This window comes from Candidatus Thiothrix putei, from assembly GCA_029972225.1.
In the GTDB taxonomy this organism is placed as follows: domain Bacteria; phylum Pseudomonadota; class Gammaproteobacteria; order Thiotrichales; family Thiotrichaceae; genus Thiothrix; species Thiothrix putei.
Genome location: CP124756.1, coordinates 2,108,367 through 2,131,581, shown reverse-complemented (window position 1 = coordinate 2,131,581; position 23,215 = coordinate 2,108,367). Strand labels below are relative to the sequence as shown.

At 53.1% G+C, this 23,215-nt stretch carries 25 protein-coding genes and 1 pseudogene; 15 read left to right on the top strand and 11 right to left on the bottom strand.

The features are described from left to right. Positions 1 to 6: 6 nt before the first annotated feature. The 4 genes from QJT81_10895 to QJT81_10880 all read right to left on the bottom strand — a co-directional run bounded on the left by QJT81_10895 (position 7) and on the right by QJT81_10880 (position 3,636). Positions 7 to 585, bottom strand: coding sequence for a TerD family protein (locus QJT81_10895; GenBank protein ID WGZ96434.1), 579 nt, complete (start codon positions 583 to 585; stop codon positions 7 to 9). A 67-nt stretch (positions 586 to 652) separates the two neighbouring features. Next, positions 653 to 1,921, bottom strand: coding sequence for a TerD family protein (locus QJT81_10890; GenBank protein ID WGZ96433.1), 1,269 nt, complete (start codon positions 1,919 to 1,921; stop codon positions 653 to 655). Positions 1,922 to 1,931: 10 nt separating this feature from the next. Beyond that, entirely contained in the window at positions 1,932 to 2,531 is a 600-nt protein-coding gene (locus QJT81_10885) for a TerD family protein (GenBank protein ID WGZ96432.1), read from the bottom strand. Positions 2,532 to 2,622: 91 nt separating this feature from the next. Next, positions 2,623 to 3,636 (bottom strand): ATP-grasp domain-containing protein, encoded by a 1,014-nt coding sequence (locus QJT81_10880; protein ID WGZ96431.1) that lies wholly within the window; start codon positions 3,634 to 3,636, stop codon positions 2,623 to 2,625. 182 nt (positions 3,637 to 3,818) lie between these two features. On the opposite strand from QJT81_10880, the gene QJT81_10875 reads away from it, so the two are divergent. Next, on the top strand, positions 3,819 to 3,974 hold the full coding sequence (locus QJT81_10875) for a hypothetical protein (GenBank protein WGZ96430.1): 156 nt from the start codon (positions 3,819 to 3,821) through the stop codon (positions 3,972 to 3,974). Between the two features lie 70 nt (positions 3,975 to 4,044). Here the strand turns inward: QJT81_10875 and QJT81_10870 are convergent, their stop codons facing one another. Genes QJT81_10870 through QJT81_10860 form a run of 3 tightly spaced genes read right to left on the bottom strand, consistent with a single transcriptional unit; the run spans position 4,045 to position 5,493 of the window. Then, positions 4,045 to 4,986 (bottom strand): ISAzo13 family transposase, encoded by a 942-nt coding sequence (locus tag QJT81_10870; GenBank protein ID WGZ96429.1) that lies wholly within the window; start codon positions 4,984 to 4,986, stop codon positions 4,045 to 4,047. A 17-nt stretch (positions 4,987 to 5,003) separates the two neighbouring features. Beyond that, a complete protein-coding gene (locus QJT81_10865) occupies positions 5,004 to 5,276 on the bottom strand; it encodes a hypothetical protein (GenBank protein ID WGZ96428.1) in 273 nt (90 codons plus the stop codon). 58 nt (positions 5,277 to 5,334) lie between these two features. Beyond that, a complete protein-coding gene (locus QJT81_10860) occupies positions 5,335 to 5,493 on the bottom strand; it encodes a DUF559 domain-containing protein (protein WGZ96427.1) in 159 nt (52 codons plus the stop codon). Between the two features lie 194 nt (positions 5,494 to 5,687). Between QJT81_10860 and QJT81_10855 the strand changes: the two genes are divergently transcribed. The 5 genes from QJT81_10855 to QJT81_10835 are packed head-to-tail and all read left to right on the top strand — an operon-like array spanning position 5,688 to position 10,694. Further along, positions 5,688 to 6,821, top strand: a complete 1,134-nt coding sequence (locus QJT81_10855; GenBank protein ID WGZ96426.1) for a trypsin-like peptidase domain-containing protein — start codon at positions 5,688 to 5,690, stop codon at positions 6,819 to 6,821. Positions 6,822 to 6,842: 21 nt separating this feature from the next. Continuing rightward, on the top strand, positions 6,843 to 7,943 hold the full coding sequence (locus tag QJT81_10850) for a phosphoribosyltransferase domain-containing protein (protein WGZ96425.1): 1,101 nt from the start codon (positions 6,843 to 6,845) through the stop codon (positions 7,941 to 7,943). Next, positions 7,940 to 8,674 (top strand): hypothetical protein, encoded by a 735-nt coding sequence (locus QJT81_10845; GenBank protein ID WGZ96424.1) that lies wholly within the window; start codon positions 7,940 to 7,942, stop codon positions 8,672 to 8,674. Before QJT81_10850 ends, QJT81_10845 begins: the two co-directional genes overlap by 4 nt. Further along, entirely contained in the window at positions 8,671 to 9,744 is a 1,074-nt protein-coding gene (locus QJT81_10840; protein ID WGZ96423.1) for a cysteine protease StiP family protein, read from the top strand. The genes QJT81_10845 and QJT81_10840 overlap by 4 nt, the downstream gene beginning before the upstream one ends. Continuing rightward, complete coding sequence (locus QJT81_10835; protein ID WGZ96422.1) at positions 9,741 to 10,694, top strand: HpcH/HpaI aldolase/citrate lyase family protein; 954 nt, start codon at positions 9,741 to 9,743, stop codon at positions 10,692 to 10,694. Before QJT81_10840 ends, QJT81_10835 begins: the two co-directional genes overlap by 4 nt. 455 nt (positions 10,695 to 11,149) lie before the next feature. On the opposite strand, the gene avd is transcribed toward QJT81_10835, so the two are convergent. Next, on the bottom strand, positions 11,150 to 11,497 hold the full coding sequence (gene avd, locus QJT81_10830) for a diversity-generating retroelement protein Avd (protein ID WGZ96421.1): 348 nt from the start codon (positions 11,495 to 11,497) through the stop codon (positions 11,150 to 11,152). On the opposite strand from avd, the gene QJT81_10825 reads away from it, so the two are divergent. Together QJT81_10825 and QJT81_10820 are read left to right on the top strand one after the other, a co-directional pair. After that, positions 11,484 to 11,996 (top strand): reverse transcriptase domain-containing protein, encoded by a 513-nt coding sequence (locus QJT81_10825; protein WGZ96420.1) that lies wholly within the window; start codon positions 11,484 to 11,486, stop codon positions 11,994 to 11,996. The genes avd and QJT81_10825 overlap by 14 nt on opposite strands. Further along, the gene (locus tag QJT81_10820) at positions 11,975 to 12,358 is read left to right on the top strand and encodes a hypothetical protein (GenBank protein WGZ96419.1); all 384 of its coding nucleotides are present in this window, start codon (positions 11,975 to 11,977) and stop codon (positions 12,356 to 12,358) included. The genes QJT81_10825 and QJT81_10820 overlap by 22 nt, the downstream gene beginning before the upstream one ends. 58 nt (positions 12,359 to 12,416) lie before the next feature. On the opposite strand, the gene QJT81_10815 is transcribed toward QJT81_10820, so the two are convergent. Next, positions 12,417 to 14,639, bottom strand: a complete 2,223-nt coding sequence (locus QJT81_10815) for an SUMF1/EgtB/PvdO family nonheme iron enzyme (protein ID WGZ96418.1) — start codon at positions 14,637 to 14,639, stop codon at positions 12,417 to 12,419. Positions 14,640 to 14,716: 77 nt separating this feature from the next. Here QJT81_10815 and QJT81_10810 point away from each other — a divergent pair, with 77 nt between their 5' ends. From QJT81_10810 to QJT81_10795, 4 genes and pseudogenes are all read left to right on the top strand, one after another. After that, a complete protein-coding gene (locus QJT81_10810) occupies positions 14,717 to 15,025 on the top strand; it encodes a hypothetical protein (protein ID WGZ96417.1) in 309 nt (102 codons plus the stop codon). A gap of 134 nt (positions 15,026 to 15,159) precedes the next feature. Continuing rightward, complete coding sequence (locus QJT81_10805; GenBank protein ID WGZ96416.1) at positions 15,160 to 15,336, top strand: hypothetical protein; 177 nt, start codon at positions 15,160 to 15,162, stop codon at positions 15,334 to 15,336. Positions 15,337 to 15,358: 22 nt separating this feature from the next. Further along, a pseudogene (locus QJT81_10800) lies at positions 15,359 to 16,407 on the top strand (IS630 family transposase). A gap of 16 nt (positions 16,408 to 16,423) precedes the next feature. Beyond that, entirely contained in the window at positions 16,424 to 17,179 is a 756-nt protein-coding gene (locus tag QJT81_10795; protein WGZ96415.1) for a UPF0236 family protein, read from the top strand. On the opposite strand, the gene QJT81_10790 is transcribed toward QJT81_10795, so the two are convergent. Further along, positions 17,121 to 17,852 (bottom strand): toll/interleukin-1 receptor domain-containing protein, encoded by a 732-nt coding sequence (locus QJT81_10790; GenBank protein ID WGZ96414.1) that lies wholly within the window; start codon positions 17,850 to 17,852, stop codon positions 17,121 to 17,123. The genes QJT81_10795 and QJT81_10790 overlap by 59 nt on opposite strands. Before the next feature lie 123 nt (positions 17,853 to 17,975). On the opposite strand from QJT81_10790, the gene QJT81_10785 reads away from it, so the two are divergent. Beyond that, positions 17,976 to 18,803 (top strand): hypothetical protein, encoded by an 828-nt coding sequence (locus QJT81_10785; protein WGZ96413.1) that lies wholly within the window; start codon positions 17,976 to 17,978, stop codon positions 18,801 to 18,803. A 4-nt stretch (positions 18,804 to 18,807) separates the two neighbouring features. On the opposite strand, the gene QJT81_10780 is transcribed toward QJT81_10785, so the two are convergent. Next, positions 18,808 to 19,566 (bottom strand): IclR family transcriptional regulator, encoded by a 759-nt coding sequence (locus QJT81_10780; GenBank protein WGZ96412.1) that lies wholly within the window; start codon positions 19,564 to 19,566, stop codon positions 18,808 to 18,810. Between the two features lie 109 nt (positions 19,567 to 19,675). Here QJT81_10780 and QJT81_10775 point away from each other — a divergent pair, with 109 nt between their 5' ends. After that, positions 19,676 to 21,877, top strand: a complete 2,202-nt coding sequence (locus QJT81_10775) for a hypothetical protein (GenBank protein WGZ96411.1) — start codon at positions 19,676 to 19,678, stop codon at positions 21,875 to 21,877. Continuing rightward, complete coding sequence (locus QJT81_10770) at positions 21,870 to 23,195, top strand: four-carbon acid sugar kinase family protein (GenBank protein ID WGZ96410.1); 1,326 nt, start codon at positions 21,870 to 21,872, stop codon at positions 23,193 to 23,195. The genes QJT81_10775 and QJT81_10770 overlap by 8 nt, the downstream gene beginning before the upstream one ends. Positions 23,196 to 23,215: the final 20 nt, after the last annotated feature.

Here is a 23,215-nt window from a genome sequence, read left to right as displayed (position 1 = left end):
CGCCATTTAGCCAAGGTTAACACCCATAGAGGCAGCCATTGGGCCTAAACCACCGGCAAAACCTTGACCGACAGCTTTGAATTTCCACTCAGCATTGTGGCGATAGATTTCACCAAACAGCATCGCCGTTTCTACGCTGGCATCTTCGGACAGGTCGTAACGCGCAATTTCTTTGCCATCAGCCGCATTCACCAAACGAATATAAGCATTGCTGACTTGACCAAAGTTTTGCTTGCGTGCTTCAGCGTCATGAATGGTGACAGAGAATACCAGTTTCTTGACGGTTTCAGCCAAACCTGCCAAATTCACGTTGACCTGTTCGTCATCGCCATCACCAGCGCCCGTCTTATTGTCACCCATGTGCTCAACATTGCCACACGCTGATTTTTTGTTGTTGTAGAAAATGAAGGAATCGTCAGACAATACCTTGCCGTTTTCACCCAACATAAAAATGGACGCATCCAAGTCGAAATCAGCACCATCGGTAGCACGCGTATCCCAACCCAAACCCACGGTAACAGCGGTTAAGCCCGGTGCTTCTTTAGTTAAAGAAACGTTGCCACCTTTTTGTAAACTAACTGCCATTTTGTACTCCTTAAATCATTATTAACATGTAAACGTTTAACAGGGAAAATCAGCGGTAATCCCTCGATTATTTAGCGCCTGCCCGCCAGTTTAAACCCCAGTGGTAGGCTTGATCCATTTCTTGATGGCCTTTGAAATAACGCACTTCACGGTTGACCTGCAATGCGCCATTAACATTTTCCAACACCAACACCGCACACATGCCCAGTGAATTGCTGCCTTCGGTCAAGCGAATTTCTAACGGGGGTTCATTCGGTACGTAGATAGTTACAACGCCATCGGTTTGTGCCCAGTTGGGCGCACCTTCGTAGATGAAGGCATACACCAGAATCCGTTTGAAGGTTTGCCATTGCTGCCCGTTAATGTGCAGCCATTCGCCTTCCGAAATCGCGCCGGTGCGGTCATCGCCTTTGAGTTCGATGTAAGGGTCACTGCGGAACGAACCAAAGCGGTTGCCGAGGGCTTGAATCGCGCTGATCGTGCCGTCACGCTGCTCGTACAAACAACCGACATCCAAATCCATGCCTTTATTGCTGCCACCGAACAAGCCACCCAGCAAACCGCCACTTTTCGCAGCAGGTGCTTGACCACGATTCCAGTTCAGGTTGATGCGGATTTCGCCGAAGCCTTCGGTTTTCTTTTCCAGACTGACACGCGGCTTGGCTTTATCCAGCGTCACTTTGCTCAAGGAAATCGGCTTTTTCGCAGGTGCAGGTGGAGGCGTTACGGGTGGAGCAGCCGCTGGTGTGGGGTCACTGATTTCCACCCCGAAATGTTCCGCCAACGGTTTTAAGCCGCCTGCAAAACCTTGCCCAACGGCACGGAATTTCCACGCCCCTTGGCGCAGGTACAATTCGCCCAGAATCAGTGCCGATTCGACCATGCCATTCGCGGGTAAGGTGGCTTGCAATACTGCCTGCCCCGCCGCGTTTTTCACGGTGACTTGCAAATTGGTGAATGCGCCGAAATTGGTGCGGTTTTCGTGAATCGTGGCGGTGAAGGCTATTTTTTCTGTACCTGCCAATACATTCGGCAGGTCAACGGCGAATTCAGCACGACCAGCACTGTTGCCGACAAACGCCACACTGCCATTGCCGGGGCGCGGTTGCCCGTAAAACACCATGTCATCATCGCCGCGCACTTTGCCGTTAGCCGTCAGGGCGAAGGCGGAAATATCCACCTCTGCACCACTGACTTGCGCAGGCGATAGCAGGACTTCAACGTGCAGTTTTTCACGCGGTACACTGACTTGCGCAGGCGATAGCAGGACTTCAACGTGCAGTTTTTCACGCGGTACAGGGCAATTTGCCCCGGCAACCAATTGTGTCACTGACATCGCGTTACTCCTAGAGTGCTGCCAATACCGCTGGCATCATGTCGTTGGCGACTGCGCCCGCTGTGGGTGTGCCGACCGCTTTCATTTCCCAACCTGCACCGTTACGGCTCACAATCGCCATGACGACACCCGTGTGTGCGCCTTTGTCGGACAGGTTGAATTTCGCCATTTCGGTATTGTTGCTGTCATCGACCAAACGGCAGAATGCGCCGCCGACTTCATTGAAAGTTTGCCCACGGAACGAACAGACGGTGAATGCCAGATACGCGACATTCCCCGGCAAACGGGTCAGATCGACGAAAATCACTTCATCATCGCCCGAACCTTCGCCTGTCAGATTGTCACCGGAGTGGCGAATTGAACCGTCACGGCTTTCCAATTGACGGAACCACACCACATCCAGCAGGTTCTTTTGTGCATCCAGCAACAGGCAGGAAGCGTCCAAGTCGATGTCTGCCGCAGCACCGCCGCCGAACATGCTACCGAAAAAACCGCTTTTTTTGGGTGCTTCTGCCGGATCCCAGCCCAAGCCCATACGTACTTTACTCAAGCCACCGCCGCCAGTTTTTTCCAGCGAAATGCGTTGACCTTTACTTAAACTTACAGCCATGAGAATCTCCATCCTTTTGTATTGTTGAGTGACAAAATCTTAGAGAGTCACTCAAATGCAAGCAACACTCACCCAGAATTGTCAGGTTATTTCAGCCTAACGGTTGCAATACCACGGGTGTGCTGACTTCGCTAATCCGCAAACCGTAACGCAGTGGGGCAATGTTCAGGGTTTTCCCTTGCAAGCTGTGTAAGAAAACCTCTGCCAGATTTACCCCCGCCAGACACGCCATACCAAAGCCACCGGAAGGACGCGGATTGATTTCCAGCAAACGCGGCTCGCCTGCTGCATTCGCCTTGAATTGGATATTGAACAAGCCATTCAAGCGGTAATACGTAGTCAAACGCTCCACCATGCCTTGAATGTCGGCGTTATTGTCGATTGCCTGCCCGTAGCCTGCTTGCGGATGCTTTTTGCGTTGAATGGCGCATAACAATTGCCCGTCACGTCCTGCACAGTCCACGCTCCATTCATCACCGGGCAAATGTTCCATCACCAGCAATTCGGGGAACGTCGGCGTGTGTGCCATGCCTGCGCGTAATTCTGCCAGCGGGATTTCGTATTCCACGCCTTCCAGCAAATGCGTAATGCTGTCACGTTGCGTATCCAGAATACGGAATCCCAAGCCAAATACCGACTCGACGGGTTTTACACACAAGGCCGTATGTTGGCGTGAGAGTTCCGCCACTGCCTGATCAAAACCGTTGCTATCTGTCACCGCGATACACGCCATTGTCAGTGCCACACTGGGTGGCAAGGTGCGGTAAAACTCGCCTTTATTGTGCAATAACTTCAGCGTTTCCGGGGATGCCACCGCAATCAACTGCGTTCCGATTTGCGCAAAATCGGCTTGATGACGCACCAGCAACACCGCCTCTTTCGCAGGCCAGAAATAATCTATGCGATGTTGTTGGCAAAAACTCAAACACCAATCCAGATAAGCTGCCCCGACCAAACCGGGCGGCTCATGCATCGCTTCGTCGGCGGCCAAAAAGACGGAAGCAGCCGGATTGGTATGCGTCGAAACGATGGTGACACCCGCTTGGCGAAGGTTGTTGAACACCGAGGTAATACTGGAAAATGTTTTGTTGAACCAAATGCGCATGGTATGCCCTGTTTAGAATTGTAGTAATGATGACAGCCGCTAGTATGCCATAAGTATTTGTACAAGTTTGATGCTTGTTTTCATGTTTTTCATTACCTCACTCCGAACTTACCCCCCATCCCCAGCCCTTCCCCCGCAAGGGGTGAAGGGGGTAAGAGGTACTGTGATTGTTGGTGTAGGGCTTGGCGGATTTGTTGGGTGACGGCTTGCTGATGGTGCTGGATTTCGTGATTCCAGAAGCGGAGTACACGGAAGTTTTGTTGTTGCATCCAGTTGTCACGTTCGCGGTCATAGCCTTGCTGGTCGTGATGGTGATTACCATCCAACTCAATCACTAACCGGACTTCCAGACAAACAAAATCAGCGATGTAACGCCCTAAGGAACTGTCCCGAAATAACTTCCCGAAATCAGGGGGACTGAGGGACAGCGGAGTAGTTCCATTTTGGCAGGAAGTCATCGAACTGGATGGTCATGTTATCCTTGAACGCTTGGGTATACTTGCGCCCGGTTTCAAAAACTTTACTGATGATGCGGACAGCGACCTTCAAGCCAGTGGTGGTTTCCGTTTTTGCCATGTAGTGTTTGGCGGTTTCGACCGTTTCCAACGGCACACCCCGGCAGGCACGGGTCACATGGGGGAACAGTCGGTGTTCAATCGGGTTGTATTTGGAGCAATAGGGCGGGTAGTGGGCGATGCGTATTGTCAGGTTCAGGCTGTCCGCCAATGCCTGCAAGTCTTGCTTGAACAGGTACGCAGAGGAGCTGTTGCTGCCACCACCGTCACATAAGACCAACAGCTCGTCAGCTTCGGGGTAGTTGGGTTTCCCTTGCTCACGCCACCATAAGCCAAGGCTTTCGCAGGCAAACTCGGTGGTGTCGTGGCTGGTGTTCAGGTGCAGTGCCGCTTCGTTGCGGGCAAGGTCGTAGATGCCGTGGGGGATCACCTGACCATTGCCATAGCTGGGGAAGTCATGGTCATTGACCTCCGTGGGTTCGACGGCATCCGTCACCCCTTCACGGTAAAAGTTGCCCAGCAGTTCCTTCTTTTTGGTGTCAATGCTGATCACGGGTTTGCCTGCTTGCAGGTAGGTTTGTTTGAGTTGGGCAATCTTTTCAAACTGGGCATTACGGTCAGCGTGTTGCCCCATGGTGCGTTTCTTCTGGGGCTTGCGGCGGCGGTAGCCGTGCTCCCGTAATAGGCGCGACACCACGTTTTTCCCAGCCGATGTCCCCAATGCCTGCACCCGCCGGGCAATCTGCCGACGTGACAGGTTCGTCCATTTTACCGCCTCCCGCATGGGGTCGCCTGCCGTATGATCCTTTAAAACTTGGCGAAAATGCTCATCCAATTGCAGGTGCGTAGCGTTCAGCCGTTTGCGCCCGCCCCTTTTTTTCGCTGCCTTACGGTGGGCAAGCCATCTTCCGATTCCAACTCCGTCAACCCGTGGTGGATGGTTTTGGGGTCACAGTCCAATAACCGGGAAATGTAGTCCTGCCCCCCATGCCCAAGCCGGACGGCTTCCACGGCGGCGTAGCGGCGGCGGTCACGCTCATTGAGCGATTGGTAGAACCGCTGCATTTGTTTTTCTATGGCTGATGGGTAAACATCCATTGGCTCATCCTCGGTGTTGATTGGCATTACTTGGCATTACAAGGGGCTATCTTCCCCCTTTCGCTGTTAGCAGAAAAGAGGGAAGTTATTTCGGGACAGTTCCTAAGGGGGTTTGACGGCGAAAACGGTAGCCATCGAGTTGGCGTTTTCGCAAGGCATCCCACAATTGCTGTTCTGGTGTTGTCATGTTCTTGCGCAGAGTCCGTGCAAGATCACGGTGAATTTTGTCATATTGTCTATCCATCCCATCAATATCAGCAACCGTACCCCATCACGCAACATTCACCGACAAGCTGCACCTCTTGACTCCCTTCACCCCTTGCGGGGGAAGGGCTGGGGATGGGGGGTAAGTTCGGAGTGAGGCAACAAATTCAGGCACTTCACCCAAAATTCTTGCTATCATGCTGCGCATAACCATACAGCTCGGTAACAATAATTATGATGAATTTACCCGCAGGAGCAAACCTGCCACTGAACGGCAATCGCTGGACAGTCGCCATCACGTTTCCGCACGACATCCGCCATGATTTAGGGCTGGCAGTGTTGCCTGTCAATGAGGCAAAACAATTAGTTACTGCCCCGCAATTAGCTCATGCCAATGCCACCGAATGGGCAAGTGCAAAGCTGAATGACGCAGGCACAAGTTACACCCTGACATTGGATACCAGCGTGTTATCCAATCCCAACATTACGCGCTTGTGCGTAGTGCTGTACCGCTACGGCGCACGCGGGCCGGTGAATGTTGGCAGCACTGTCAGTGTGCAAATGGATGACGTTTTCAGCCACACCATTGCACTGGGGGACATGCAAGCCTCCGCGCTGATTGCCGCCGAATTTTACCAACGAGCGGGGCAATGGAAAGTACGTGCTCTGGCAGAAACCTCCGCCTACGGGCTTGCCGCCTTGGGGCGCAGAATGGGCATGGAGGTGGATGAAAGCTCACCCTTCAACACCCCAAACAACCCCGAACGCCAGCCCGGTAATTGGACAGGCACAGCGTTTCTGGTCGCCCCCAATGTGTTCATGACCAACGCGCATGTGGCAGACGGTGCAAGCCGTATCCGCTTGAGTTCGCTGCAAGGCAATCTCGATGCCGAACCGATTATCAGCGACAGTACCAACGACCTTGCCTTGTTGCGGGTAGCAACACCGAGTCATCTGCAACCGCTCCCGTTCCGCAGCAGCGGCGTCGGTTTGGCGCAAAGCATCACCACGCTGGGCTATCCGCTGGCAGGCTTGATGGGCAGCGGCATTCAAGTCACGCAAGGCGTTATTTCCGGCTTGTTTGGGGCGCACAACGACATTCGCTTACTGCAATTCACTGCCCCCATTCAACCCGGTTCCAGCGGTAGTCCCTTGCTGGATGAAACGGGCGCAGTGTTGGGCGTGGTGTCGTCCACGTTTACGCACGCGCAGAACATGAATTTTGCCATCCGTCACAGTTTGGCGATTGCATTAATGGAAGCGGCTAATATCCAATACGCTTTGCAAAGCAGCACGCAAACGCTGTCAGCCGCGCAAATGGTGACGCAAACCCAAAACGCCATCTGGCGTGTAGAATGCGCCAGCTAAATAACCACCAATGGATTGTTCATGCAAATCAATGTCGCTCTCGAACAGGGCACGCTCAACCTGACCATCGAATCTGGCACGCACTCGCCGGATGAACTCTTCGGCTTTGCGCAACGTCGCAACCCGAAACGCGCTTTTTTGTTTGTATCCAAAGTGTTGGGCAGGCACATTCCGGTCTCGCCAGCGGTCATGCGCAAGGCCACAGATACCCTTGCCGCGCAAATCCCCGCTGATTTGCCGGGGCCGGTCGTGGTCATTGGCATGGCAGAAACCGCGATTGCTATGGGCGCAGGGGTTCAACAAGCCCTCAGCCGCAGCCGTGACGACACGCTCTACCTTTGCACCACGCGCCACCCGCTGGACTTGCCGATTCTGGTCGAATTCCGCGAAGAACACAGCCACGCCACCCAACAAGTGCTACACCTGCCGCAACACGCCGCCGATGTCGAATTGCTGCGCACAGCACGTACTTTAGTGTTGGTCGATGACGAAGCCTCCACCGGCAAAACGTTCGCCAATTTGCTGGAAGCCTTGCAACGCGCCGGGCTGGATCAGTTTGAACACATCGTTGCTGCGACTCTTACCGACTGGTCGGGCGGTGCTGCCGCCGAACGTCTGGGAGAACGCGCTATTGCCGTTTCACTGCTGTCTGGGCATTGGAACTGGCAAGCCAATGACGCGCCCCCACCCGAAATGCCGCAAGTCGATGTTTTGGGTACGGGCGAATGGCACGCTAATCCTGCCAATGATTGGGGACGGTTGGGCGTGCGTAAACATCGGGTTTCTACCTTCAACATAAATGTCACGCCCGGCGAACGCATCCTCGTCCTCGGCACAGGCGAATTTGTTTGGCCTCCGTACCTGCTGGCGGAATACCTCGAACAGCAAGGCGCAACCGTGCATTTCAGCGCCACCACCCGCTCGCCGATTGCCTTAGGTCACAGCATCCAGCACCGCTATTGCTTGCACGACAATTACGGGCAAGGCATCCCCAACTTCCTCTACAACGTCGTGCCTGAAAATTACGACCGTATTCTGCTGTGCAGCGAACCACCCGCACATTTGCTGGATAAAGAGCTGATCACCGCCTTGAACCCCACCTGTTTGGAGTTCTACCCGTGAAGCCCTTATTACTCACCGATTTGGATGACACGCTGTTCCAGACTGCCCGCAAAATGCCAGCGAATGCGGATAAAATCCCCGCCGCGCAAGGCAAAACCAGCGACAGCGGGAGCTTTATGCACCCCTGGCAACAGGATTTCATCCACTGGGCGCTGGACTGCATGACCGTGATTCCGGTGACGGCGCGGGGAATTGCCTCCTTTAAACGTGTCCACCTGCCCTTCCAACACGGTGCGGTATGCGTTCACGGCGCAGCGATTCTGCAAGCGGATGGCACGCTTGACCCCGACTGGCATTCGCACATCCAACCGCAGCTTGCCGCTTACCAGGAACGCTTACCAGAAATGCTGGCAACCGCGCTGCAAATCGGTGAAACGCTGGGGTTATCTTTACGCGGCTGGTTGGAATCGGTAGAAGACACCGCTGCGTATCTGGTGATCAAGAGCAATACCGCCAGCACCGCAGACCTCCAGCAACTGCTGCACAACTTACGTGAAACCCTTAACTTGCAAGGCTTCTACACCCACATGAATGGCAACAACCTCGCACTGCTGCCCGATTTCGTCAATAAACGCGCAGCGGCGGCAGAAATTCTGCGGCGGCATACGGCTGAACACGGGCGTACTCCAGTATTCGGCATGGGTGATAGCGTGTCCGATTTGGGCTTTATGCGCTTGTGTGACTTCGCTGCGTTCCCGCCGAACACACAAATTTGCAGGCAGTTACCATGAGCGCAACCCACGGTTTTCACGGCTCGTATGCTGCCAGCGATGTCACGTTTTTGTTGCGGCAAATCGTCATGGAAACCACGCCGGTGGAGGAAAAGGAACGCCTGATTCAAAGCGGGCAACGCCATTATTCCGAAATGCTGACGCTGGAATCACCGCCCTCCGCCGCGCATCAAACCTTGTTCCAGCAAGCACTGGACGATGGGCTAGAACGCCTTGCCCGCGAAGTGCAAGCCTTGGCACTGGCCTTGCTGCAACGTCGCCCAAACCGCCCGATTGTGCTGGTCAGTTTCGTGCGGGCGGGTGTGCCGTTGGGCGTATTGCTGGTGCGTGCCTTGCGTGAGTTGGGGGTAGAAAGTGAGCATTACGGCATCAGCATTGTGCGGGACAAAGGCATCGACCAAGCGGCGGTGGCTTGGATTGAGCAACGCCATGCGTTCGCTGATCTGGTGTGGGTGGATGGCTGGGTCGGCAAAGGGGCGATTCATGGCGAATTGCAACGTTCGCTGGGGAAACGTTACCCTGATGGCGACATTCCCTTGGTGGTCTTGGCTGACCCGACCGGCAAAGCATGGCTGTCAGCATCCGGCGAAGATTGGCTGATTCCGTTTGGCGTTTTAGGCTCGACCGTTTCCGGCTTGGTGTCGCGCTCGATTTTACGTGAGGATGGCGGCTGGCACGCTTGCGTCAATTACGCGCATTTGGCGGAATACGATGTTAGCCAGTGGTTCGTCGATACCGTGGATGCTTGCCGTCGTCGTCAACAGGGTGTCACTGCGGCGGATTGGGCGGATACATTCCGCCATACGTTGCTGGTGCAATCACAAGCTACGATTGCACAACTGGTTGAGACTTATGATATTACCAACCTTAACCGCTTGAAACCGGGGATTGCGGAAGCCACCCGTGCGGTCATGCGGCGCGTGCCAGAACACATTCTGGTGCAGCGCCTCGATGACCCGAATATCCGCTTATTACGCCATCTTGCCGAAGCGCGGGGGATTCCCCTGCAAGCGGTTGGGGATGGGCTTGCGCCATACCGTGCGATAACCATAATCAAGAAAACCACATGACCACACGAATTTCCCCTTATCAGTTAGGCGCAACCTTATACATGCCAGCAACACGTCCCGATTTGCTGGAGGTGATTTTACGGCAGAAAATCCCTGATCTACGCTCGATGGTGATTTGCCTCGAAGACGCAGTGCGTGAGGATGAAGTCGCTGCCAGCTTACGCAATTTGCAACACTGTTTGCACGAACTGCGCGGGCAAGAGCGCGGCGTACCGCTGGTATTTATTCGTCCCCGTCATCCGCAGATGGCGCATCAATTATTGGCGATGCAAGGCATTGAGTGCATTGACGGCTTCGTGCTGCCCAAGTTTGATAACCAGTCGTTTGCGGCGTGGTATACAGTGGTGCAAGCCGCACCCGCGCATTTGCTGTTTATGCCCACGCTGGAAACCGCGCAAGTATTGGATGCGATGGCAGTGCGCGAATTGTGCGAGCGCTTGCAAGATGATGGAATTAAATCGCGGATATTGGCGTTGCGGATTGGCGGTAACGATTTGCTGTCGTGCTTGCGCTTGCGTACTCACCATGCACACACGTTGTACGATGGCCCGTTGGGGTATGTGGTGGCGATGCTGGTGACGCATTTTGTTCCGGCAGGTTTTCACTTGACCGCGCCCGTGTTTGAATATTTTCAAGATCACACCATCTTGCAAGCCGAATTCCAGCGTGATTTGCTGCACGGCTTGGTGGGCAAAACCGTGATTCACCCCAGCCAGATTGCGGTGATCCATCAGGCGTTGAAAGTGGATAGCCGTGATTACGAAGCAGCGTTGCGGATTTTGGATGATGCCATGCCTGCGGTGTTCCAGTTTGAAGGCGCGATGTGCGAACCCGCGACGCATCACCATTGGGCAGTGCAAGTGATGGAACGTGCCAAGCATTTTGGCTGCCATTTGCACGCGGTGGCGGTGGATGAGGGGATGGAGAAAGAGTGTGCGGCACTTTATTAATGCTCTTCTGTTTTTGGCGTTATTAATTTAAGGTGCGGGTAATAAGTCTTGTATTTGTCAGGATCTCAAGAGAAAGAATCGCCAGCAGGGCTGGCTCCTACAAAGAAGCGGTACTTTTGCTACACTCCTATTACCCTTCGGGGTCGGGCAACCCGGTAAAATGGCGGTGTTCGTGTGGTTCGGGGCGGCGCGTGGAACAACAATACAGAGAATTGCCGCTCTTCTTTTCGCAATCATAGGCATCCAGACAATCGTAACAACAATCAGGGTTTTCGGTTGTTGTGTTGTTTTCCACATTTCCCCAGCTTTTCAGATTGACAGGTTGCGCTGATTACGGTTGGCGGAATGCGCTGGAAGGTTGATAAATGGCGCGGGTTTGTCCGGTCTGCACAGGCTTGCACGCTGTCAGGCGCATACTGAAACGGGGCATTCCTTGGATTCGTTCCCGGAATGCCTCACCTTTTTCCTGCCTGTTTCATCCAGCCGCCGAGCAAACGCCCCAGTTCGGCAACCATTGTGCTGATATGTTCGTATTGCCCGCTGTTGAGCCATTGCCAATCGAAAGCCAGCCGCAGGTAAAGGCGCAAACGGTTGAGGGCAGCATCGCATTGCTGGAGTTGGTCGATACGATTTTGCCCACGGCTGCTTTGGGCGGCGAACAGGGTATCCTGAAAGTCGAGCGCGGCATCCATCATCCGCTGGGTGACGGTGAAACGGTACACTCGCGGGAAGCGTTCGGCTTTGGGTAGCAACCATTCGAGCATATTGAAGGTTTTGGTCAGGATTACCATGTCATCACTCATACCAGCATCCTCTATCCGCTTTGCGGAAATCGTCCAGTGGGAAAACCTGCTGCAAGCGTGGCAGCAGGCAGCGCGGGGCAAGCGTAGCACTCAAGCGGTGGCAACGTTTGAGCATCAGGTAGCTGACAAGCTGCTGGCACTGAAAGCAGATTTGTTAAGCGGCACGTACCAACCCGGCGCATACACCCACTTTTACATCCACGAACCCAAACGGCGCAAGATCAGTGCCGCACCGTTCCGTGACCGGGTGGTACATCACGCCTTGTGCAATGTGATCGAGCCATTTTTTGAGCGGCGCTTTATCCCCGACAGCTACGCCAACCGGGTGGGCAAAGGCACACACCGGGCGGTGGAGCGTTTCCAACAGTTTAGCCGACAATACCGTTATGTGCTGCGGTTGGATATTGTGAAACACTTCCCGTCACTGGATCACCAAATTCTTTATGATTTTCTCTGCCGCCACATTGAGAGCGCGGCTTGTCGTGCCAAGGCTATGTGAGGTACGTCGATGATTTTGCGTTGTTCTCTGACAGCAAGCGGGAATTGTGGGAGTGGAAAGCTCAAGTGCTGGATCGACTGGCACAATTGCGGCTGCGGGTACATGAAGAATCCGCGCAGGTGATGCAGTGTGATGCGGGCATTCCGTGGTTAGGGTTTGTGGTTTACCCGACGCATCGGCGTTTGAAATCACGCAAAGTCGTTGAAGCCTCGCGGCGATTGGGCGAACGGTTTACTGATTGGCGACAAGGCAACATCAGCTTCGCTGAATTCGATGCCAGCGTACAGGGCTGGATCAGCCACGTCCGTTATGCCGATTCATGGGGATTAAGAAAGCACATGCTAAAGCAGTTCAGGTGGTGAAAAAAAATCGTCAGCCGCTACGCGGCTGACAGGGGTTCAGTGATCAGTAAATCAGTGATCAATGGGGAAAACAACACAACAACCGAAAACCCCGACTGAAGTAACGATCGACTGGATGCCTAAGATAGCGAAAAGAAGAGCGGCAACTCCCTGTATTGAAGCTCCACGCGCCGCCCCGAACCACACGAACACCGCCGGAAAGGTCGGGGGTAATCATTGAAGGTTCTTCGTACTTGTTGAGACACCATTCCCAGACGTTCCCGGACATATCCATCAGACCGTAGGGTGACTGACCTTGAGGGTAAATACCAACAGCAGAAGTTTCCTGTAAGTTGTATTCACCTACTTTATCCAAAGTTTCATTGATATTCGCATAACCTGTTTTGTAGCCATTACCCCACGGGTATTCCCGACCATCCGTACCCCGTGCGGCTTTTTCCCATTCCTGTTCTGTAGGCAAACGGATTTCTTGATTAGTTTTGGCAGATAACCAGCGGCAGAAGGCGATGGATTCATACCAGTCAACACGCTCCACCGGACGGTTTCCTTCTGTCCAGCTATGATTTGGCAAAGAATCCGGTTTTTGCAGCCCTTCCCACCATTCATCATTTTCGTAACCACCATCCGCCACAAATACCTGAAACTGGGCGTTTGTGACCGGGTAGCGGCTCATTTTGTAGGTCGGCAAAGACAAATGTTCGCCATCCTGATAGGTGAATTCGCCTGCGGGAATTTCTACCCAATCAATATCAGGCAAACCCCGTACATTCAAACCAACACCGGGGCGATTATCCCAATCCAACCATGCCAAAGCCGTACTGATCGCATGACGTTCATGGTGATTCGGATATTGCTTAATGTCAGTGATAGCACGTTGCCATTGATCACGGAATCCACTCAATGCATCAGGCAGTTGCTGATCGCGGGCAATTTCCGCTGCCAACTTGGGGTTTGCCAGCGCCAGCCATTGCAAAAAAGACACAGGGGCAGCTTCGTATTCCGCCGCCAATCTTGCCGCTTCTTCCCAACCTTTTGGCTCCCACCAACTATCAGCAGACCAGATTTCACAGGCTTTCCGCCCCGCCTCACGCTCCTCTTTAAAACGCTGGGCAGTGAAAAACTCCTGTAGTAACTGGTGAGAAAAACGCACCGCATTATGGGTCAACTCCAAAAGACTGGCAGCAGCCGCAAATTCCAAGCGTGGTTCAGACATAGTCTGCACCGCTTCGACACGTTGCAGAACAGTACGTGCCTCCTTCAAATCCCCAGTACGGCTTTGCAATTGCCAAGCAAGCTGTTTCAGTTCCTGAAGCATTTCCTCACGCTTGGGGATGTATTCGCGGCATTTAGCCTTCTCAACTTCCTCGCGCTCAAGCAACACTTTGACAAACCGCCCAAACAAATCAATACGGCTGCGGGGCAATTCTCGATAACGGGCATAGAGGGTGGTGATCAGGAACAACAAGTAAGGGTTTGCTGCCAGTTTCAACAAGCTACGCGGGTCATCCAGTTGCTGCTTTCTATACCGATCCGACCAGCGTGTTTCACTCGCCCAATCTTCCGGGATTGCTTTCATCTCCCAGAAATCATGCCAGTGGGTACCTTTCCCCTGTTGCTGCCAACGTTCCCACGTTTGTTTCACTGGCTCACCACCCGCCAACTGCCAAAACAGCTTCTCTGCCATGTCAGTCTCAAACTCACCGGGGCGCTGTTGCTCAAAATAGGCAAAGTAATTGTGCAGAAACCGATGGATACGTGGCGGGTCAAGCGGCTCTATCGTCAGCCTGTCCATATCCTGTTCCAGCTTGTCCACGTAGTCACGTTTACGACAGGTTAGCAGCAAATGTTTGAAATCAGGCTGGTTAACGAACGCCTTAACCTGCTTCAGTTTGGTGGTGCGTTGGTCAAACGGAATTTCATTCAAGGCATCCAAAAGTGGCAATAAACGCTTGGTACGGCGGAGTTCATCAAAACGCCCAGCCAAACCGCCCATTTGTTTCAGCACAAAATCCTGCAAGCTCTGGGTTTCATCTGTCCAACGGTTGAGCGGGATAATTACCGGCAATAAGCCAGTTGGTTCAGCCAATGTTTTACGCGCCTGTTCAGCAGCAATACGCCACAAGGAAAAGGTCTTACCCGTACCCGGCTCGCCCAACAGGACTAGACGCTCATATTTGGTAAATGCCCTCAACAAGTCATCGTGTTTTTCCGGTTCACTGCGGCAATCACGCAAGCCACTGCCCTTACCGGAGAATTCTTCAAACAGAAAGCTGGCAGGCATACACGGGTGTGAACAAAAGTGCGGTGTCCTGTAGACTAAGATGGCATCCCCTAAAACCAGAGAAAAAGGACTTTCCCATGTTGACAGTTAGCTCCCGCGACCAAAAACTTTTAGAAGCCTTGAACCGCAACCCCGCATTAAAAGCTCGGATGGAAGGGCTAATCGAGGTGGTTGAAAATGCCGGTGATGACATTATCAAAGCAGCAGACGCCGAACAGCGGGTGATAGAAGAACTGCGCCAAATGGGAAATGATGCGATCACTGCATGGGCAAACAAACGTGTAGAAAAATGCACAGCCCCAGCCTGTGAAGAAGGCATTGGGAAGTATGTAAAGAGTGGAAAAAAAACTGTCATTGGCACACGACCTACGGAAAAATCCACATAAGCGAACCGGTCTACCGGATTCCCGGCAAGCGTGTCCGCCCCTTTAGCCAGAGTGCCGAGGTTGTTTGCCGAGGCTGTTCGCTCCCGCTGCAACGGGCGGTGACGGACTTTGGGGCGGACTGTTCATTTGCTCAAGTGCCTGATAAATTAGAAGAACATTACGGGATACGGCTGGCATCCAGCAGCATCCGACACATCACCGAAGGTCACGCCAAACGCATCCATGAATCCCAAGTGTTGATAAAAGACTATACCAGTCCGTGCCATAAAATAGTTTTTTTGATCAGGGAAATATGGTTAGATGACTGGTAACAAAAGCAGCCATGAGTAATGTATGACATTAAAAATCACTTTCACTGAGGATGAGATAGCGGAGCTGTTCTACTGGAAGGAGCGCCATCCTCATCCCAGAGTCCGTAAGAAAATGTCCGTGCTGTACCTGAAATCCCAACAGTTGACGCATAAGGAAATCAAACGATTGGAAAGGATTACAGAAGCCACGCTGCTTGCCTACCTAAACGCCTACCTACAACCTAACGGTTTAGAAGCTCTTAAAGAAATACGATTCAATAAACCACAGAGTGATTTGATGGCATATAAAGACAAGATTGAAGCCTATTTTCGTGAATATCCCCCCGCAACCAGCAAGGCGGCAGCCGCTAAGATTGAGGAGCTGACAGGCATCAAACGCAGTGAGGACAGGGTACGTGTCTTTATGAAGAAAATAGGGATGGACATCCATAAAGTGGGGATGATACCCGCCAAAGCTGATGTGGAAGCACAAGAAAAGTTCCTGGAAAATGAACTAAAACCGCGCATTCAGGAGGCTAAGGAGGGCAAACGCGCCCTTTTTTTGTCGATGCCGCCCACTTCGTGTTAGCACCGTTTCTGGGGTTTTTGTGGTCATTTTCCCGCGTATTCATCAAAGCCCCCTGTGGTCGACAACGCTACAACGTATTGGGCGCACTCAATGCGATAACGCTACAACTCATCACGATCACTAACGACTCCTATATCAACGCTAACAGCGTGTGTGAATTATTGGAAAAAATTGCAGCGTTAGCACTCAAAATACCGATCACTTTGGTCTTGGATAATGCCAAGTATCAACGCTGTGAAGCCGTGTTTGCCTGTGCGAAAAGGCTCAATATTGAACTATTATTTTTACCGACCTATTCACCCAACCTCAATCTGATTGAACGGTTGTGGAAGTTCGTCAAGAAAAAATGCTTGTACTCGAAATACTATGATAAGTTTCCCGCTTTCAAGGCGGCCATCACCAACTGTCTCGACAAGCTGGATACCGATCACAAGAAAGAACTGACCCAGTTGATGACAACAAATTTTCAAACCTTTAAAAATGTTCAGGTCTTGACGCTGTAAGGTATATCCAAGCACGTTGGGAAAAGCCTATGTCATTGCCGAAATGGACGGCAGCATGATCCCCATCGTCGAGATTGACGAAACAGCCCCCGACAAGCGCAAAGGCAAAAAGGAAAGCTGGAAAGAAGCCCGCCTGTGTCTTGCCCACGCCAAAGGCAGTGCTACGCCAACGTTTGGCGCAATATTCGGTGGCACGGTAGAAGATGCTGGAAAAATCTTATTCGACACCGCCTGCCGTGCTGGATTTGGAAAAAGCACGTTCCTCCATGCGGTGGGTGATGGGGCAAGCTGGATCAACCGTCAAGTGGATGAACAATTTGGCACACAAGGACATTACCTGATTGATTTTTATCATGTTTGTGAATACCTATCAGCAGCATCCGCAAGCTGTTCATGCCTCAAGGACAAGGATAAATGGTTTGCCAAACAGAAAAAAGCCCTACAGGATGGTCAAGCTCAAGCGGTCATCGACACACTGAAACCTTTCCTCGAAGCAGAAACGGTAGAAGACAGTAACGCCCCAGTACGAGCTTGTCACCGTTACCTGAGCAACCGCATTGAGCAACTGGATTACCCGACAGCAAAATCCCTCGGATTGCCCGTGGGGTCGGGCGAAATAGAAAGTGCACACCGTTACATCATCCAGCAACGCTTAAAAAAATCGGGGGCATGGTGGAAAAGTGATAATGCGGCGGATATGTTGGCGTTGAGGGTCATGCGGGGAAACCAGCAATGGAAGCATTATTGGCGAAACACCGCTGAGGCGGCATGAGGTTTACCGCACTTTTGTTCACACCCGGCATACACGTACTGGGGATCAGTGAGCGATCTTGTTGGAATTGCCCGGATAATGCCGTATAGGTCTTGTCGGCAAACAGAATCTCACTGTGTTGCAACAGACTTTGCAGGTAAGCGGTTTCAACACTCAGGCTTGGCAAAACCGCGACCGTTTTTTCAGGCAGTTGAATACGCTCGCCAGCGGGTGGTGGTGTAACTGCTGGTTGCCTTGTCAACAGACGGTATAAAGCCTGATACCCAGCATCATGCAACCAATAGGTATTGTAGATTTGTAAGGCTGTAGGAACGTGTTCGATTGCACCTTGTTCAGGCAATACAGGGATAAATTTGGTATTGTGGTAACGGTCGCTGTAAAGCATCTGAGAAACGATAACGCTCTCAAAATTGACGCCACGCCCACCGTCAAAGTCTTCACCCCTAAAACGTTTCAAATATAAGGGTGTACAAATCAGCAGAACAAAATTGGCTTGCTCGATTTCATTTTCCATCCAACGCTGCCAGCCTTGGGGAGGAAAACCGGGAACATACTGATCAATCCAGCTTTCAACACCTTCCGCCCGCAAACGGTTTGCCAGACGCAATACAAACTCACGGTGCGCGTCATCGTCATGACTATAACTGATAAAAACCCTGATTGGCTGAGACATAACCCGTGCAATTCCCCTGCTTAAAATCCCTGACAGATTAATACCAGAATTTAGGCAATCTTGAAACGATCATCTTTAGGTCTTTGCTACCTCTACCCTCACTTCATTGCTATAATCCCCTGTATGGGAAATAAAGACATCATCAGCAAATCCGTACTGGGTCATTTAGCTGCCGATATTGCCAATCTATTGCTCAATTTGAATGTAGATGCGCAAGATGTGGAGCTACTGGATACCGAACAGCAGCGCGTCGAACAGCGCCGTGCCGACCTAGTGGCGCGGATGCGCAGCAAAGCCGACGATACACCGTTTATCTTGCATATCGAAATTCAAAACCAAAATGACACGGCGATGCCTTTACGCATGTTGCGTTATTTTACCGATATTCAGCTCGCTCACCCACAGGAAAGTGTACACCAGCACTTAATTTACATAGGCAAAGAGCGCCTCACCATGCCCGATCATTTTCAGGCACGCGCTTTCACCTACCGTTATGAACTGCTGGATATGCACACCGTGGATTGCAGTTTATTACTCACGCAAGACACACCGGACGCGCTGATTCTCGCCATTTTATGCGATTTCAAAGGTCGCCCCGAACAAGAAATGGTCAATTACATCGTGCTACGCCTACGCGAGCTGATGGGCGAAGACGAAAGCGGTTTCCGCCATTACTTTGAAATGCTCGAAACCTTGGCTGAAAACCGTGATCTACAACCTTATTTAGAAGAGGCTGAAAAAATGTTAACTGAAGTCGATGTAACAAAATTTGCCTCCTACCGCTGGGGAGTAAGAGCGGGTCTTGAACAAGGAATCGAACAAGGCGAGTTAAAAAAAGCGCAAGAGATTGCTCGTCAATTGCTAACGCTGGGTGTGATTCCAGAAGAAGACGTTGCCCGTATTACCAGCTTAAGTTTAGAGCAAGTAATAGCGCTGCGATCACAGCATTAGGGGTTTACCCGCCCCCCAACTGCGCTGAAATCGCCCTCCCCACCGCCTGCACCGCATCCACCCACGCCATCTGCCGCCGTTCCATCGGGGCAGATACCGACAACCCCGCCACAGCCCTGCCCGTGCTGTCATAAATCAGCACGCCAATACACCCCACCCCGATTTCCGCTTCTTCATTATCCAGCGCATAGCCCTGTTGCGCCGCTTGCTGGCAAACACCCAACAATTGCGGCAAGGTCGAAAGCGTATTGCGGGTATACGCGGGTAAATTGGTGCGCTGCGCATAGCTGCGAATATCGTCATCACTGCCCACCCCCAACATCAGCTTGCCGACGGCGGTAACGTGCAACGGCGCACGGCTGCCGACCACTTGTTGCACATGCATCATGCGGTTTGGCGTGGCTTTTTCGATGTACACCACCACGTCACCTTCGCGCAACGTGAGGTTAACCGACTCGTTCAATTGATCGCGCAAGGCTTCCATATAGGGCAGCGCCACCGAACGCAAGTCGATCTTATTGTGCAAACGTACCCCCAATTGCAATAGGTGAATCCCCAATCGGTAACGCCCCGCCGGATCACGTTCCACAAACCGATTGTCGATCAGGGAACTGAGGATGCGGTGCGCAGTAGAGGTGTGCAAACCCGTATCAGCACTGAGGATTTTCAGGCTAACAGGTTCAGGGTAACGGGCGATGGCATCGAGCAGCGCAGCAGCGCGGTCGATGACTTGGATGCGGGTGGTGTCGGTTTCTGCTTTCATGGCAACAGTATAGAACAGTTTCCCACAATGTGGAAACTATACCGTATTGCGATAAATAACATAGAGGCTTATGGTTAGCGCATAGCAACACATTCAAGGAGACACGACCATGACTGCACCCACTTTCTGCGAAGGCATCTTGCATTTCGGCGCACCATCCAGCGCGTTCACGCAATTCGGCGCGAGTTCCGCGATTGCGGCGGATCAAACCGCGATCACCGAAATCAACGACCAAGCCGTTTACCAATGCCGCTTAATCGTTGATGCCTTGCGCTATACCACGCTGCAATTGTGCGCCTCGAAAGAATCCGGGCATCCCGGCGGCTTTGCCAGTTCTGCCGATGCTTACGCGGCGTTGGTGCTGTTGGGGCATACCAATATCGTCACGGAAGTGGGGCATCACGCGCCTGGTTTCTACAGCGCGATGTTCCTCGACGGCTCGCTGGAAGACATGGGCATTCACACCATGAACGATTTGCAAGCCCGTTTCCGCGAACGTGACGGCTTGTTGGGGCATTTATCCGGCGCGATTCCGGGCTTGCTCGCTCCCGCTGGCCCTTTGGGTCAAGGGCAACATTTTGCGATGGCGGGCGCGTATTTGAACCGCGACAAGCTGTTCCCCTGCACCATCGGCGACGGCGGTTTGGGTGAACCGTACATTTTGTCGGCATTCAAGCACTTCCACACCAGCTACCCCGATGTGACCAATTTCTTGCCGGTCTTGGTGTGGAACGGCTTCAGTCAGGAACACCATTCGATGGTGTCACTGATGAGTAATGCGCAAATGCGGGATTACTGGAAAGCGCACGATTTCGGCAACGTAGTGCTGATCGACGCGAAAGATTTCGACGACGCAGGGCAGGAAGGCGCGTATGTGGATAGCACCCTGTTCAGCGATGCGGCGCGGACTGCCTTCACCCGTGCGGTCTTGGAAGGCGCAAAAGCCGCCGCTGATAGCGCGATGAGTGGCACAATGTCGGTGCTGATTATCAAGCAAATCAAAGGTTCAGGGATTCACATCCACGGCGCAAAATCGCACAACCTTTACCCCGGTGACACGGTGCAGAAACCCGCGATTGCCGCCGCCTTGGAAAAAGGCGCACTCACCCCCGCTGCATGGGAATTGGTACGCACCACCCTGCAACGCGCCGGTGGCGGTTCTGCCAGCCGCACGGTCGTGACCGAATTTGAACGCGCCCTACCTGATGCCAGCGACTTGCCACGGCAAGATTTCGCGGTCGGTGATAAAGCCGTGCCCGCAACCGCAATGGGGCACATGGTGGCGGAACTGGGCAAGCGTGACCCGCTATTCGTCGTCACCAATGCCGATGGCAACGAAGCCTCGAACATGAAAATCATCAACGATGTCTTGAAAATCCGCCACCCGACCGTTGACCCGCTCTACAACCAAAGCCCGACGGGGCAAGTGTACGAACCGCTCAACGAAGACGCTTGTGCCGGTTTCGCCGCTGCCTTGGCGCTGTTTGGCGGGCGTTCGCTGTGGTTGTCGTATGAAAGTTTCGCCATCAACGGCTGGCCAATTGTGCAAACCGTCGGGCAGGCAATGGCAGAATTGCGCCGCAAAACTCCGGCGGTGGTGTCGATGTTCACTGCTGGTGCGTTGGAGCAAGGGCGCAACGGCTGGACACACCAACGCCCCGAAATCGAAAACTACATCGGCGGGCAAATGCGCAACGGCAATGTTTACCTGCTGTATCCGGCGGATGCGAATATGATCCAAGCGGCTTACGGCTGGGCGGTGCAACAGGTCAATAAAAACATCAGCATTATTGCCTCCAAATCGCCGCTGACGGTGTACACCACACCGTCGCAAGCCAACGCCGCGATTGAGCAAGGTGCGGTCACGCTGTACGAATCACGCGACAGCAGTTGGGAAACCATCGTGTTTGCGGTCACGGGCGACATGATTTACCAGCCGGTATTTGAAGCAAAAGACAAGCTGGAAGCGGCGGGCTATCGGGTACGCATTGTGTGCGTTGCCAATCCGCGCCGCTTGTACCGGGCTGCCGATGTCGCTTGGCAACACAGTTCCGAGGCGGATGGCGCATTCATGAGCGATACCGATTTCCACGGGCTGTTTGATGGCGATGCACTGATCGGAGTCAGCGGCGGCGGCACGATTGCGCTCGAATCCGTGTTGTTACGCAGCCGTGCGCCGAAACGCGATTTGTTCGGCTGGCAACGCGGCGAAACCACCGCCAGTGCCAACGAACTCATGGCTTATAACGGCATTACGGCGGATAAGCTCACCGCGTGTGCGCTCGGCATGGTAGGTGAGGCGCATGAATAACACCGCACTCACCAAAATCATTGCCATCGACGACGATCCGACGGGTTCGCAAACGGTACACAGTTGCCTGCTACTTACCCGCTGGGATGTCGCCACTTTGCTGGAAGCCTTGCACGATGACGCGCCGTTGTTTTTCGTGCTGAGCAATACACGCGGGATGGATGCAGCGAGTGCAGCAAGCGTGACGCGGGAAATTTGCATCAACCTGCGGGAAGCCTTGGCGCAAGCGGCGGACGCGGGTGTGACGATTCAACCCGTGGTGGTCAGCCGTTCGGATTCGACCTTGCGCGGGCATTATCCGGTGGAAACCGATGTGATCGCGGCAGAACTGGGGCCGTTTGATGCGCACTTCCTTGTCCCTGCGTTTTTTGAAGGCGGGCGCATTACCCGCGACGGCACGCATTATTTGCTGGTGGATGGCGAACCTGTCCCCGTGCATGACACCGAGTTTGCCAAGGATTCGGTGTTTGGGTTCAGCACCGCCTTTTTACCGGATTATGTCGCGGAAAAAACGGGTGGGCGCATTCCCGCCAGTGCGGTGCAACGCTTCGGTTTGCAAGACGTGCGCGGCGCATTGGGGGAACGCTTGCAGGCGTTACACGATAATGTGTGTTGCGTGGTGGATGCGGAACAGCAAAGCGACTTGGATCAGTTTGCGCAGCAAGTGTTGGCGGCGGCACAGACGGGCAAGCGGTTTCTGTTTCGCAGTGCCGCAAGTTTGCTGACTGCGTTTGCCGCCCTGCCCCCGCAACCCGTTGCTCCGGCAGCAATGGCGCAATTTGTACGCAATGGCAAAGCAGGCGTGGTGCTGATGGGATCACACGTCGGCAAATCCACCCTGCAATTGCAGTATTTGCTGGCGCATACCACTGTATTGCCGCTGCATATCGACCTTGAGCAATTGGTGGCGGATGAAGAGGCCTTGTTTGCAGATTTGCAAACGCAGTTGCAGACGGCGAATCAGCAAAATCGCGGTGTGGTGTTGTACACCAGTCGTGGCGAAAAGCAGTTTGCCAGCAAAGCCGAACGGCTGGCGTTTGGGGATCGGGTGGCGGCGTTTTTGGTGCGACTGGTGCAACACTTGCCTGCGGACATTGGCTTTTTAATCAGCAAGGGCGGGATTACCTCGAACGATACCTTGAGCAAAGGGCTGGCGTTGCGTACTGCACGGGTGTTGGGGCAAATTCGGGCGGGGTGTTCGGTGGTGATTTGCCCGGATGATCATCCGCGTTTTCCTCGATTGCCGGTGGTGATTTTCCCCGGCAATGTGGGGGGGGATGAGGCATTGGCGGAGGTGTATGGTTTGCTCAATCATTAATGAAACGATTACCCTACATT

Coding starts and splice junctions, on each gene's coding strand:
- QJT81_10815 (WGZ96418.1), bottom strand. CDS start 14,639: ATGCCTGCCAGCTTTCTGTTTGAAGAATTCTCCGGTAAGGGCAGTGGC.
- QJT81_10885 (WGZ96432.1), bottom strand. CDS start 2,531: ATGGCTGTAAGTTTAAGTAAAGGTCAACGCATTTCGCTGGAAAAAACT.
- QJT81_10790 (WGZ96414.1), bottom strand. CDS start 17,852: ATGTCTCAGCCAATCAGGGTTTTTATCAGTTATAGTCATGACGATGAC.
- QJT81_10810 (WGZ96417.1), top strand. CDS start 14,717: ATGTTGACAGTTAGCTCCCGCGACCAAAAACTTTTAGAAGCCTTGAAC.
- QJT81_10775 (WGZ96411.1), top strand. CDS start 19,676: ATGACTGCACCCACTTTCTGCGAAGGCATCTTGCATTTCGGCGCACCA.
- QJT81_10855 (WGZ96426.1), top strand. CDS start 5,688: ATGATGAATTTACCCGCAGGAGCAAACCTGCCACTGAACGGCAATCGC.
- QJT81_10770 (WGZ96410.1), top strand. CDS start 21,870: ATGAATAACACCGCACTCACCAAAATCATTGCCATCGACGACGATCCG.
- QJT81_10865 (WGZ96428.1), bottom strand. CDS start 5,276: ATGCCAATCAACACCGAGGATGAGCCAATGGATGTTTACCCATCAGCC.
- QJT81_10850 (WGZ96425.1), top strand. CDS start 6,843: ATGCAAATCAATGTCGCTCTCGAACAGGGCACGCTCAACCTGACCATC.
- avd (WGZ96421.1), bottom strand. CDS start 11,497: ATGAGTGATGACATGGTAATCCTGACCAAAACCTTCAATATGCTCGAA.
- QJT81_10860 (WGZ96427.1), bottom strand. CDS start 5,493: ATGGATAGACAATATGACAAAATTCACCGTGATCTTGCACGGACTCTG.
- QJT81_10880 (WGZ96431.1), bottom strand. CDS start 3,636: ATGCGCATTTGGTTCAACAAAACATTTTCCAGTATTACCTCGGTGTTC.
- QJT81_10780 (WGZ96412.1), bottom strand. CDS start 19,566: ATGAAAGCAGAAACCGACACCACCCGCATCCAAGTCATCGACCGCGCT.
- QJT81_10890 (WGZ96433.1), bottom strand. CDS start 1,921: ATGTCAGTGACACAATTGGTTGCCGGGGCAAATTGCCCTGTACCGCGT.
- QJT81_10835 (WGZ96422.1), top strand. CDS start 9,741: ATGACCACACGAATTTCCCCTTATCAGTTAGGCGCAACCTTATACATG.
- QJT81_10840 (WGZ96423.1), top strand. CDS start 8,671: ATGAGCGCAACCCACGGTTTTCACGGCTCGTATGCTGCCAGCGATGTC.
- QJT81_10895 (WGZ96434.1), bottom strand. CDS start 585: ATGGCAGTTAGTTTACAAAAAGGTGGCAACGTTTCTTTAACTAAAGAA.
- QJT81_10825 (WGZ96420.1), top strand. CDS start 11,484: ATGTCATCACTCATACCAGCATCCTCTATCCGCTTTGCGGAAATCGTC.
- QJT81_10785 (WGZ96413.1), top strand. CDS start 17,976: ATGGGAAATAAAGACATCATCAGCAAATCCGTACTGGGTCATTTAGCT.